The 12,494-nt window shown below is 46.5% G+C and carries 11 protein-coding genes; 6 read left to right on the top strand and 5 right to left on the bottom strand.

What is annotated here, in order from left to right; genetic code table 11:
- Positions 1–8 precede the first annotated feature (8 nt).
- The 4 genes from lepA to D1627_RS07490 all read left to right on the top strand — a co-directional run bounded on the left by lepA (position 9) and on the right by D1627_RS07490 (position 5,640).
- A complete protein-coding gene (gene lepA / locus D1627_RS07505; RefSeq protein ID WP_119431596.1) occupies positions 9–1,793 on the top strand; it encodes a translation elongation factor 4 in 1,785 nt (594 codons plus the stop codon).
- Between the two features lie 117 nt (positions 1,794–1,910).
- Positions 1,911–2,792, top strand: a complete 882-nt coding sequence (locus tag D1627_RS07500; RefSeq protein ID WP_119431595.1) for a bifunctional 5,10-methylenetetrahydrofolate dehydrogenase/5,10-methenyltetrahydrofolate cyclohydrolase — start codon at positions 1,911–1,913, stop codon at positions 2,790–2,792.
- 331 nt (positions 2,793–3,123) lie between these two features.
- Positions 3,124–3,705: a 7-carboxy-7-deazaguanine synthase QueE gene (locus D1627_RS07495; RefSeq protein ID WP_394342576.1), complete on the top strand. Its 582-nt coding sequence runs from the start codon at positions 3,124–3,126 to the stop codon at positions 3,703–3,705.
- A gap of 9 nt (positions 3,706–3,714) precedes the next feature.
- Complete coding sequence (locus D1627_RS07490) at positions 3,715–5,640, top strand: OmpA family protein (protein ID WP_199688398.1); 1,926 nt, start codon at positions 3,715–3,717, stop codon at positions 5,638–5,640.
- Positions 5,641–5,753: 113 nt separating this feature from the next.
- Here the strand turns inward: D1627_RS07490 and D1627_RS07485 are convergent, their stop codons facing one another.
- Positions 5,754–7,040, bottom strand: a complete 1,287-nt coding sequence (locus D1627_RS07485; RefSeq protein ID WP_119431594.1) for a citrate synthase — start codon at positions 7,038–7,040, stop codon at positions 5,754–5,756.
- A 497-nt stretch (positions 7,041–7,537) separates the two neighbouring features.
- Between D1627_RS07485 and D1627_RS07480 the strand changes: the two genes are divergently transcribed.
- On the top strand, positions 7,538–10,042 hold the full coding sequence (locus D1627_RS07480; protein ID WP_119431593.1) for a T9SS type A sorting domain-containing protein: 2,505 nt from the start codon (positions 7,538–7,540) through the stop codon (positions 10,040–10,042).
- 120 nt (positions 10,043–10,162) lie between these two features.
- On the top strand, positions 10,163–10,618 hold the full coding sequence (locus D1627_RS07475; protein ID WP_119431592.1) for a DUF4268 domain-containing protein: 456 nt from the start codon (positions 10,163–10,165) through the stop codon (positions 10,616–10,618).
- A 7-nt stretch (positions 10,619–10,625) separates the two neighbouring features.
- Here the strand turns inward: D1627_RS07475 and D1627_RS07470 are convergent, their stop codons facing one another.
- The 4 genes from D1627_RS07470 to D1627_RS18445 all read right to left on the bottom strand — a co-directional run bounded on the left by D1627_RS07470 (position 10,626) and on the right by D1627_RS18445 (position 12,282).
- Positions 10,626–10,913 carry a hypothetical protein gene (locus tag D1627_RS07470; RefSeq protein ID WP_119431591.1) on the bottom strand — a complete coding sequence of 96 codons (288 nt, stop codon included), beginning with the start codon at positions 10,911–10,913 and terminating at the stop codon, positions 10,626–10,628.
- A 104-nt stretch (positions 10,914–11,017) separates the two neighbouring features.
- Positions 11,018–11,956 (bottom strand): MFS transporter, encoded by a 939-nt coding sequence (locus tag D1627_RS07465; RefSeq protein ID WP_262697027.1) that lies wholly within the window; start codon positions 11,954–11,956, stop codon positions 11,018–11,020.
- A complete protein-coding gene (locus D1627_RS18595; protein WP_262697023.1) occupies positions 11,953–12,075 on the bottom strand; it encodes a hypothetical protein in 123 nt (40 codons plus the stop codon). The genes D1627_RS07465 and D1627_RS18595 overlap by 4 nt, the downstream gene beginning before the upstream one ends.
- Positions 12,076–12,099: 24 nt before the next feature.
- Entirely contained in the window at positions 12,100–12,282 is a 183-nt protein-coding gene (locus D1627_RS18445; RefSeq protein WP_199688396.1) for a hypothetical protein, read from the bottom strand.
- Positions 12,283–12,494: the final 212 nt, after the last annotated feature.

Genomic DNA, 12,494 nt, shown 5'->3' with positions numbered 1-12,494 from the left:
AGATATTTATGAAGAACATCCGTAATTTTTGCATCATCGCCCACATAGACCACGGCAAGAGTACCCTGGCCGACCGCCTGTTAGAATATACCCAGACGGTAGCGGAGCGTGAAATGCAACACCAGCTGCTAGACAACATGGACCTGGAGCGCGAGCGCGGCATTACTATTAAGAGCCACGCCATCCAGATGAACTATCATTACAAAGGCGAGGACTATGTACTGAACCTGATTGATACGCCCGGCCACGTTGACTTTTCCTATGAGGTATCACGTTCCATTGCTGCCTGCGAAGGAGCTTTATTGATCGTAGATTCGTCCCAGGGAATTGAGGCGCAGACCATTTCTAACTTATACCTTGCTATTGGCAACGACCTGGAGATCATTCCGGTACTAAATAAGATTGACCTGCCACACGCCATGCCGGAAGAAGTTTCGGACCAGATCATTGACTTGATTGGCTGTGAGCGGGAAGACATTATCCACGCATCTGGTAAGGCAGGTATCGGGGTAGAGGATATTCTTAACGCAATCTGCGATCGTATTCCAGCTCCCGAAGGAGATCCGGAAGCGCCCTTGCAGGCACTGATCTTCGACTCTGTATTTAACTCTTATAGAGGCATCGAAGTATACTTCCGTATTTTTAACGGCACCCTGAAGAAAGGGGAGAAGGTAAAGTTCATCAATACGGGTAAGACGTATGAGGCTGATGAAATCGGTGTGCTTAAGCTTAACCAGGAAGCGCGCCAGGAAATGGGCGCCGGTAACGTGGGCTACCTGATCTCAGGCATTAAAAATGCCAAAGAGGTAAAAGTAGGGGATACTATAACGCATGTGGATCGCCCGGCAAAAGGCATTCAGGGTTTTGAAGATGTGAAGCCTATGGTATTTGCCGGTATTTACCCGGTAGAAACTAGCGAGTACGAAGAACTGCGTGCCTCTATGGAAAAGCTGCAGTTAAATGATGCCTCTCTGGTATGGGAGCCTGAAACATCTGCCGCGCTTGGCTTTGGCTTCCGTTGCGGGTTCCTGGGTATGCTCCACATGGAGATTGTGCAGGAGCGCCTGGAGCGTGAGTTCGACATGACGGTGATTACCACTGTGCCTTCGGTGCAGTTCCATGCCTATACTACCAAAGAACAAATGGTTAAGGTAAATGCTCCATCGGAGATGCCTGAGCCTAATTATATTGATCATATTGAGGAACCTTTCATTAAGGCGCAAATTATCTCCAAGTCGGATTACGTAGGCCCGATTATCACGCTTTGTATGGACAAGCGCGGTATTCTGAAAAACCAGACCTACCTCACCAGCGACCGCGTAGAGATGACCTTCGAAATGCCGCTTGCAGAAATCGTTTTCGATTTCTTTGATAAGTTGAAGACAATCTCCCGCGGTTACGCCTCCCTGGATTATGAGCTGATCGGTTTCCGCCCTTCAAACATGGTAAAGCTGGATATCATGCTAAACGGCGAGAAAGTGGATGCACTTAGTGCCATCGTGCATCGCGATAAAGCGTATGATTGGGGCAAGCGCCTTTGCGAGAAGCTACGTGAGTTGTTGCCGCGTCAAATGTTTGAGATTGCCATTCAGGCTGCCATCGGTCAGAAAATTGTTTCCCGCGAAACGGTGAAAGCCATGCGAAAGAACGTTTTGGCCAAGTGTTACGGCGGTGACATTTCCCGTAAGCGTAAACTCCTCGAGAAACAGAAGAAAGGTAAGAAACGCATGCGCCAGGTAGGCAACGTGGAAATTCCGCAAGAAGCCTTCTTAGCCGTGCTAAAACTCGACTAAAGTATAACAAGCCCCGATGTGCCCCTGCGCGTTGGGGCTTGTGCTTTAACAGGAGTCAGAAAACTCACCCAACGTATAATCCTTCGGATTTCAACCCATTTATACATAGATAGTAAAATGAACCTGCTCGACGGTAAAAAAACATCTGAGACCATTCAGGACGAGATAGCGGCTGAAGTTGCGGCTATTAAAGAAAAGGGGGGCAAGGTACCTCACCTGGCAGCCATACTTGTTGGCAACGACGGAGGCTCCGTTACCTACGTTAACAATAAAGTGCTGGCCTGCGAGCGTATTGGTTTCGGCTCCTCGCTCATACGTTACGAAGACACAGTTACTGAAGAGGAGCTGTTGACCAAGATAAACGAATTGAACAATGATAACGAGGTTGACGGGTTTATTGTGCAGTTGCCATTGCCCAAGCACATCAACACAGAGAAAGTAATCGAGGCTATCAACCCCAAAAAAGACGTAGACGGTTTCCACCCGACTAACGTGGGACGCATGGTGGCGGGCCTGCCAGCATATTTGCCTGCCACGCCGGCTGGCATCCTGCAGCTGCTGAAGCGCTACGAGATTGAAACCAAAGGCAAGCATTGTGTAGTTGTAGGGCGCAGCAACATTGTTGGTACTCCAATGAGCATCCTGATGTCTAAGTGTACCTATCCAGGCGAAGCTACCGTTACAATCTGCCATCGCAATACAGTTAACTTGCCTTTTCATACGTTGCAGGCCGATATCCTAATTGTAGCCGTAGGCAAGCCAGGCCTTATCACAGCGGACATGGTGAAAGAAGGCGCTGTAGTTATTGATGTAGGCACTACGCGTGTACCGGATGCAACGCGCAAATCCGGGTTCCGACTGCGAGGTGATGTGGATTTTGAGAACGTAGCCGAGAAATGCAGCTATATAACCCCAGTGCCTGGTGGCGTAGGTCCTTTAACCATCGCCATGCTGATGACTAACACGTTACGTGCCGCAAAGAAAGAAGTGTACGGTTAACCGATATCAAGTATAATATTCAGCAGCCTCATAGTTTTTATACTATGAGGCTGTTTTGTTGAGATATGGCAAGCTAGTTTATACTTATACAAGTCCTGGGAACAGCTGTTGGTAAAGAGTTGCGGGTGAAGGAACATAGGAAGTAATCACCTTGTTTCTTTTTTAGCTAACTTGCAGGTTCTTTTATGGCGAAAGCATGTAGCCATACTATTGTAAAGTATACTTGGCCGCTTAGAAACAGGGCCGAAACAAATTGACATTGGAAGAAATTAAATCTACTAAAACGGCCTCCATTCATCAGGTTCCTAAAGATGGGAGTCTGTTGCCATTAATGGAGGCTTTTTATACGATACAGGGAGAGGGCGGTAACACAGGAACCGCCGCATACTTTATTCGCCTTGGTGGTTGCGATGTTGGCTGCCATTGGTGCGATGTAAAGGAAAGCTGGGACGCGGAATCGCATCCGTTAACTCCTGTGCAGGATATTGTTAGCGCTGCCGATGCCTATCCGGGAAAAGCGGTGGTAATAACAGGGGGAGAGCCTTTGCTTTACAACCTTAAGCCACTAACTGAGCAATTGCAGGCTCGCGGCATTAAAACGTATATCGAAACTTCAGGGGCGTATCCTGTAAGCGGCTCCTGGGATTGGATCTGCCTATCGCCTAAAAAATTTAAAGCGCCAGACCAAAGCGTTTATCCCTTTGCAAATGAGCTTAAAGTCATTATCTTTAATAAGAGCGACTTTAAGTGGGCTGAGGAGCATGCTGCACTGGTTGGTCCTGACTGCCAGCTGTACTTACAGCCGGAATGGAGCAAAGCCGTCGAGATTACCCCGCTAATTGTGGAGTATGTTAAAAGCAATCCCCGATGGCGCGTATCGTTGCAGACCCACAAGTACATGGATATTCCATAACATCTAAAAATGTATAAAACACTGCTTACTGCTTTCTTCCTGACATTCGGGGCAGCTTCTGTTCCACTTGCTCAGTCCAATCAATTACATACTACTTCTGCCAAGGCAGAGAAACTGTATGAGAAAGCAGATAGCTACATCCGTGGCCGCAACTTTGACAAAGCCCTAGAGTTACTGGCTGAAGCCACAGACAAAGACCCAAATTTTGCAGAAGCCTATCTGCGTGCAGCTAACCTGCACAAAATGATGGGCAACAAGGCCGCAGCCTTTGATAACCTGGAAAAAGGGCTTCAGCTGCTGCCATTCACTAAAGGGCAAGCAAATAATTACTTTGAGCTGGCCGAACTAAATTTTAGCCAGGGTAAGTATGATGCAGCTACAAAATGGTATGAAACCTTTCTAAACACCGGCTCTAGCAATACTAGGATGGTGGAGTGGGCAAAGCAACAGGTTAATACAGCTGATTTTGCGAAGCAGGCTATGGGGCAGCCGGTAGATTTTAAGCCTGTTCAGCTTCCGAAAACACTGAATGCTTTCGGGTTACAGTATTTCCCGTACACAACCGCCGATCAGCGCTATTTTATCTACACTGCCCGTGAGAGTGCCCGCCCGGAGCACGATGAGAATATCTATGTAAGCCAGAGGTCCGGAGAGGAATGGCAACGCCCGTTGCCTATATCAACTAACATCAATACGCCAGCTAACGAAGGTGCTGCTACTATCTCCGGCGACGGCAAAACGCTGGTGTTTACTTCCTGCAACCGCCCCGATAGCCAAGGCGACTGCGACCTGTACATCTCCTTCAGGACTGGTAGCGAGTGGAGCAGGCCTCAGAACATGGGTAAAACCGTCAATTCCAAAGCTTGGGATTCCCAACCGAGCCTTTCTGCTGACGGGCGCACACTATACTTTACCTCTACCCGAGGCGGGGGAAATGGCAAAGAGGATATCTGGGTAACATACCGCAACGATGATGGAGGCTGGCAACAGCCCAGCAATCTTGGCCAACCAATAAACTCTCCTGCAAGAGATATGGCGCCTTCCATACACATGAGCGGCTCCACGTTATACTTTGTAAGTGATGGCCACACAGGTATGGGCGGCCTGGATATTTTCAAAGCCGACCTGACGACAAATAAAAAATGGTCAGCACCCCAAAACCTTGGCTATCCGCTCAACACCTTTGCCGACGAAGGATCTTTATTTATCACGCCGGATAATAAAATAGGTTACTACTCGCGGCAAGTTAATAACGAGTCGGGCATGCCAAGTATACAGCTGTTTCAATTTGATGTACCGGCTGCCTGGCAGAGTAAGGAGAGGAGCACTTATGCGCAAGGGCGTGTTTTTGATGCCCAAACCAAAAAGCCTGTTTCGGCCCAAGTACAACTGTATAATATAGATGCTGATTCGTTGATGCAGCAGGTTAGCTCCGATAGAATTTCCGGGGAATATACTGTTGTCCTTACACAAGGCAAGCAATATGCGCTTTATGTTTCCAGCCCCGGGTACCTTACAAACAGCCTGAGTTTTGATTACACTTCTAAGGCGCTTTCGCCGGTTGCCCTGGATGTATACTTGGAGCCTATAAAAGCTGGTGCCGCCGTAGTGCTTAGTAACCTGTTTTTCGACACAGGAAAGTATACCTTAGAGCGAAAGTCTAAAACCGAACTGGATAAGCTTATAGCATTTATGCAACTAAACCCGCAGGTTAAGATCGAGATTGCGGGGCATACGGATGATGTTGGCTCAGACGAGGCTAACCAGGTGCTGTCAGAAAAGCGGGCAAAATCGGTGGTAGATTACCTGAATAGCAATGCCATCGGGAAAGGCCGTATCAGTTACAAAGGATACGGCGAAAGCAAACCTGTTAAGCCGAATACCTCTGAAGAAAACCGTCAGGTTAACCGGCGCATCGAAATGAAGATCCTTTAAAGATAGATATCTTTTAATTAATAAGAGGTGCATGCCTATTAGCTAAACATAGGTAGGCATCTAAAAAAAAGGCTGATCCTGAGATCAGCCTTTTTTTAGTATTATTTAGGCACTTAGCGCTTCTCGATATCTACATAATCACGCTCGGTGGCACCTGTGTAAACCTGACGCGGACGGCCGATAGGCTCTTTGTTCTCACGCATTTCTTTCCACTGTGCAATCCAACCTGGCAAACGGCCAAGGGCAAACATTACAGTAAACATATCGGTTGGGATTCCGATTGCACGGTAAATAATACCTGAATAGAAATCTACGTTAGGATAAAGCTTACGCTCTACAAAGTATGGGTCGTTCAGGGCTGCCTCTTCCAGTTCCTTGGCAATGTTCAGGATTGGATCTTTTACGCCCAGGGCAGTAAGTACCTCGTCAGCGGCCTTTTTAATGATCTTGGCGCGTGGGTCGAAGTTCTTGTAAACACGGTGTCCGAAGCCCATCAAACGGAAAGGATCGTCTTTGTCTTTTGCTTTCTCGATAAACTTCTTAGAGTCGCCACCATCTGCTTTGATTTCTTCAAGCATTTCGATTACCGCTTGGTTAGCACCACCATGCAGCGGGCCCCACAGTGCGCTGATACCAGCAGATACTGAAGAATACAGGCTGGCGTTAGCAGATCCAACAAGACGCACCGTAGACGTAGAGCAGTTTTGCTCGTGGTCAGCGTGCAGGATAAGCAGTTTATTGAGCGCATCCACAACAACCGGATTCATTTCATAATCCTCGGTTGGGTACGCAAACATCATGTGCAGGAAGTTTGAGCAGTAATCCAGTTTATTTTTAGGGTAGTTAACCGGGTGCCCGATAGAGTTTTTGTAAGACCAGGCAGCAATGGTAGAGATCTTAGCCATCAAACGGATGATAGAAAGGTCTAACTCTTCTTTTGTCTGGTTCGGGTTAAGCGACTCTGGGTAGAAAGCGGTTAGTGAGCTAACCAGTGCAGAAAGAACGCCCATTGGGTGTGCAGCAGACGGAAAACCGTCCAGGATTTTACGCATATCTTCGTTCACCAAAGTATGCATTTTTATTTTGTTGCTAAAATCATCAAGCTCAGAAGCAGTTGGCAGTGAACCGTAGATCAGCAGGTATGCAACCTCGATGAAGTTAGACTTCTCGGCCAGTTGCTCAATCGGATAGCCTCTGTAACGCAAAATGCCTTGCTCGCCATCCAAGAATGTAATAGCGCTTTTTGTAGCACCAGTGTTTTTATATCCTGAATCCAGGGTGATATAGCCTGACTGAGCGCGCAGAGAAGAAATGTCAATAGCCTTTTCGTTCTCAGTGCCTTCTACTACAGGCATTTGGTAAGATTTACCTTCTAAAATAATTTCAGCAAATTCTGACATGTTATTTTTTATTTATGTCCGTTGTTGTGTCTCTTAATAAAGCGAAATTAGAGAAAATTGTTCTAAAATGAAATGGAGTTATAGCATTATATCTCATTTTAACAATGTAATAATGTTTCAATTCTCATCGATCTACCTTATTAACGTTTCACAAGCAAAAGGTTATACTATTTCATAATTGTTTAGAAATGTCGGTTTTAAAAGTGACGCATCATAACATCAAACATTAAGCGAATATAATTATAGCTCGCTCAGTATAAATTCTTCAGATATTAGCACGATAATACTTTAGCACGGAACTACACCATAATTCTTGTTGCGGTATGTTTTAGGTTAGTGAATATCAAAACAACTATTTATTGGCAAAGTATAATTATATACTAGTATCCTTAAACTCTTCGTCCTCTTCTAAACGCAAACCCGCTGCTAACCAAAAGCTTTAGAACGAGCTATTATTTCTGTACTTGTTTCTTGCCTTACACATCTAAGCAAAAGCTATGAACAAAACTTTACTATTTAAAGCGTTTTACTGCTTCCGCGCACTTTATCACAGTTTAGTGAAAAAGTCGTTCGCGCTGGTTTTATTAATTCTTCTGTCACCTACCGTTGCCTTCAGCCAGTACGAGTTGCTTTGGCAAGTCGAGCCTTTCGGGGATAATGCTGGGCCGGCCGAAGTTCAAACCGAGTCAGCCGTTGACCCGTCTGGAAATTTGCTGGTTCTAGCACAAACCGATAGCTCAGAAATCATTTTATATAAATACGCTGAAGGCGGGCAATTGCTATGGAAGCTGAGCCCGAGGCAAAAAGGCAACCAAAGATTAAGATTTCCTGCCAGGCTACGAGTTGATGCAGATGGTAACAGCTATGTGCAGAGTTATCACTATGAAGATTCCAGCGCAACAGGAGTCTTGCTTACAAAGTTTAGCCCAGATGGCAAACGCCTGTGGGCAAGAACATTCACATCTGATAACTATAATTTCAAGGGAGTTGGTGACTTTATAGTAAGCACGGAACAGGAGGTATTTATAGCGGGGCATACTACTAAAAATGGCAAGAGTATAAGCATCGTTAAAAGACTTCGCGAGAACGGTAAAACTGCTTGGAGTCGCACTACACCAGGTACTTACGCAAATTCATTGGCCCTTACCAAGGATGGCAGCCTGGTCGTTGCTGGCACAATCCCTACAGGGTTTTACGAGCTACCGACCATACATCTAATGAAGTTGCAACACGCCGATGGCCAAACTATGCTCGATAAAAACTACCATGTTGATTTAAAGAGCATGGATGCCACAGAAAGTATGGCGCAAAGAGTACATGTAACTTCCGCCGGTGATATAATGATTTTAGCTAGTGCGAAAGCAGGTATTTACGTTTTTAATGTAATTCTGCTCAAAACTGATAGCAACGGCAGTTTAAAATGGCAACAAAATGTAGGAAATACCGATGAGTCGCTGCTGGTGGATGCTGCCTTTAACAAGCTTGACGAGGCAGTTATACTTGGCCGGGAAGAAAAGTACAGGCAAACCCGAGACTACTTTATAACTAAAGTAGGTACAAACGGACACAAGAAATGGTATCATACGCTGAATACCTATAAAGGGATAACGGTTAATGAATTATCCCCTGCCGACGTGGACATTGATGCTGATGGCAACATAGCCATGACAGCCTACGGTGCGGCATTTGATGAGCCACCAGCTTTCTTCATTCCGCCTATCTATAAACAGGAGCCTGCGCTTGTTTCAATACTTTATAATGATGCCGGTCAGCAGGTTTGGGAAAACAAGTATGCACCGAGTACTACAAGCCGCACGTATGGGCGATCCATTAATTTTGACGCTAAAGGCAACCTTTTTGTAGCAGCCACCCGGATGCCTGCCGAAGAACCTGCAAGCCTGGTAGAGCTTATTATTTATAAGTTCGGCATGTTGGGTGGGTGTGCTTCGCCAGTGCCGGTTAAGTTATACTTGCCTCCCCATGCTATGGCCGTTGGCGAGCAGGTTAGAACAACCGCAGACTTCGGAAACTACACCCAACTAACGGACAAAAATTTACGGTGGGATTGGGGCGACAGTAGCACCTCTATGGCGTACACAACTCCAGGAAGCGCTAGAATAACTGGGCAGCACCGCTATCAGGAAACAGGGTTTTATACTATAGGGCTGGACTTTGGTGCCAGTTGCCTGAAACCTACATCAAACAGCTATAAACAGCAGTTAGTGGTGTATAAAACCGAGGCTGGTACGGTAGCCGGCGCCGGCGAGATTGCCCACGATTTTGTGCCTTTGGCCTATGTGCAACGCTATCAAAAATCGTCTTTTGCTTTTACCGTCCGGTATCCTGATGCCACTGCCACCAGACCTGTAGGCAACACCCTGCTGCTACTTAATAGCCGCAACCGTTTCCAAAGCACCTCTCATGATTGGCTTGTGGTGAATGGGAACCGTGCCGCATGGCAAGGCACCGGCACCTTAGATGGGCAAGTTGGCTATAAATTCCTGATTACAGTGAACGATGCAGGCGCTCCGGGCCTTAACGATCCGGATGACAGAATGAGAATTCAGCTTTGGGACAAGTATAATGTCTTGGTGTATGATACACAGGGCACATCAACCCAGGAGAAAAGCCTGACGCAATATTTGCACAAAGTGGAGAGAGGCCAAATAATCATTCAGCATGCCACAGATCTATTGGCGGCAACCAAATCGGCAAGTATGAAAGTGGAGGATAATAGCCTGTTGGAGGAGGTGCTCGCTTACCCTAACCCGTTCCAGGGTATGGCTGTGGTCAAAATCGCAGCCATACATCCGGGGGGTTACACAGCGGCGCTCTACGATAGTAGAGGGGCTGTTGTGAAAAGATTACAAACACAAGTGGCCAATACAGGAGAGCAAGTTATATTTCATATCAATGGGGAAGATCTGCCAAACGGATTATACATTGCTAAAATAGTCTCACCATCCGGTGCTAAAACAGTAAAGCTTATACTGCAACGGTAGTTTTTTTTGAAGTATCTCCTAGTATACCCAGCGGCAGTGATTCGTGCTTGCCGCTGGGTAACTCATTATTTAAAGAACTTGGTTTTGCCAGAATTAGCTTGAAATGGTTAATTTTGTGGTATGTATACCCGCGATCAGGCATCACAGCTAAGGCAGCAATTCTGGACCACGTTTGGCTTATACCTTTCGCCACAACTCTCGGCTGAGGGCTGGAAGGTAAACTGGGTAAACTATAAAACTGGAGTGAAGGATATTTACTTCCGGATGAATGCAGACAGTAAGCGGGCGTATATAGCTATTGAACTGTCGCACCCGGATGTTGAGATGCAGGAGCTGCTGTTTGATCAGTTTCTGGAGCACAAAACGATGCTTCATGCAGTGCTTGGCGAGGAGTGGGAGTGGGTGCTGCATTCAACCGATGAGTCGGGGCGTATAGTGAGCCGCATTTACAAAGACCTGAGCCCGGTTAATGTGTTTAACAAAGAGGATTGGCCTAGCTTAATTTCATTTCTGAAGCCGCGCATTATTGCATTGGATGAGTTCTGGAGCGATGCCAAGTATAGCTTCGATAGCTAAATCATACTTACCAGGTAGTGTCATCATCTGGGTTAACAAAACCTACGCCCGGCTGAAACCTTGTGCCATTGCCGTTCAGGTGATTCCACATGTCGATCTCCATTTTTTGTTTATCCAGCCGCAGAAACTCTGTCCAGCGCTCCTGGTCTTCCGAGTTAAACTGCGCCACAAGGTCCTCCAGCTGCAACGTGTTTGCTGCCAAGGCAGGATCATTCTGAAGCATTAACTCAATTTTGATCTTGAAATAGGTGTTAAGATCCTTGTATGCTTGCTCATCCCAGTTAGTATGCTCCATACTTTGTATTCTTTTAGCAAAGATACTATAACAGCGGATTTTAATTTTTGGTTTTTGAAAGGTACCTCAAATAACAGCGTGGAAGTATAGACCTGCCTTTAAAACTATACTTGCTCCGCCTGTGCAGCCACGTTTTTATTGCTTGACATGGAGAACAGCAGGTGCACCAAGAGCGCAAGCGTTGAAAAGATGAGCCCCACGGCCACTACGCCATTCCATTTCCAAAAGTGCCATGCCTGGCTGGCTAGCACCGTGCCTGTTGCGCCTCCGATAAAGTATAAGAACATATACACAGTATTCAGGCGGTTGCGGGCCGCTGGCTGTAGTGAGAAAATAAGTGCCTGGTTAGCAATGTGTGATGCCTGCAGGCCCAGATCAAGAAGAATAACGCCTGCTACGAGCCCAAGCATACTATAGCCGAAAAACCCGAACGCAAGGTATGAAAGTATGATCATGCTGATGGTGGCAACGAGCAGGTTACGCGTATCGAACTTGTCGCTTAGGCGGCCCATAACTGATGCCATTATAGCACCTCCCGCGCCTATCAGCCCAAACGAACCAGCTATTTCGCTGCCGGCAAAGAATGGCGGACCTTCCAGCAGGAAAGTCAGTGCCGTCCAGAACCCTCCGAAGCAGGCAAACGACAGTGCACCACGCACAGAAGCAAGGCGCAGTTTTGGCTCAGTTTTAAACAGGTGCACCAGCGACTTCATCAAGGATTTATAGTTTCCCGAGAATAGTGGGTTAACTTCTGGCAAAAGGAAAAACAGAGCTACCCAGAGCACGAGCATCAAACCAGCTGCTATCATGAACATAGCCCTCCAGCCAAAGTGGGCGCCCACAAATCCACTCAAGGTTCGGGAGCAAAGTATACCAATCAGTAAGCCACTCATAACGGTGCCAACCACTCTTCCGCGAGCTTCGGGTTTTGCCAGATGCGCCGCCATGGGCACAAACAGTTGTGGAACCACAGAGGTAGCACCAATAAGAACACTGGCAACCATCAGCGTCTGTATGTCAGGGGAAAAGGCGGCCAGCCTCAACGAAAAATTATGAGGATAAAATCCCAAAGGATAAGGCGCTTCAGGCGCAGCATGTCGCCTAAGGGCACAATAAACAGCAGGCCAGCGGCATAGCCAACCTGGGTTAACATCGCAATCATTCCGGCCTTGGCTTCCGTTACCTGTTAGGTGCGGGCAATTTCTACAAGCAGGGGTTGGTTATAATAAATATTGGCCACAACTATGCCCGAAGCAACAGTCATTAACCATAAAGTTAAGCGGGTTAGCTCAGGTTTTTGCGCTGCAGTTGTGGTTTGCGTCATTGATTTGTAATTCTCCATTTGCACATCACTGGCCGCTTTTAACAAAAATAAGGCTAATGTGTTTGCTCAAGCTTCATCCAAAATATCGCTCAGATCCAAATGCTAAAAGGAAGCATGTTTAATTCTCCATCTAAGGATTACGCGAAGGCACCTGGGTCAGTACTTTAGAAGCCTTGCAGATAGGCTTGTATGATTGTTTTTTAAGGTTGGATGGAAGCTTTTTCTATGAGTAAACTTAAACTTACTTGATATTCTAA

Source organism: Pontibacter oryzae, assembly GCF_003576375.1.
GTDB classification, from domain to species: Bacteria; Bacteroidota; Bacteroidia; order Cytophagales; family Hymenobacteraceae; genus Pontibacter; species Pontibacter oryzae.
This window is presented reverse-complemented; position numbering and strand designations above follow the sequence as displayed.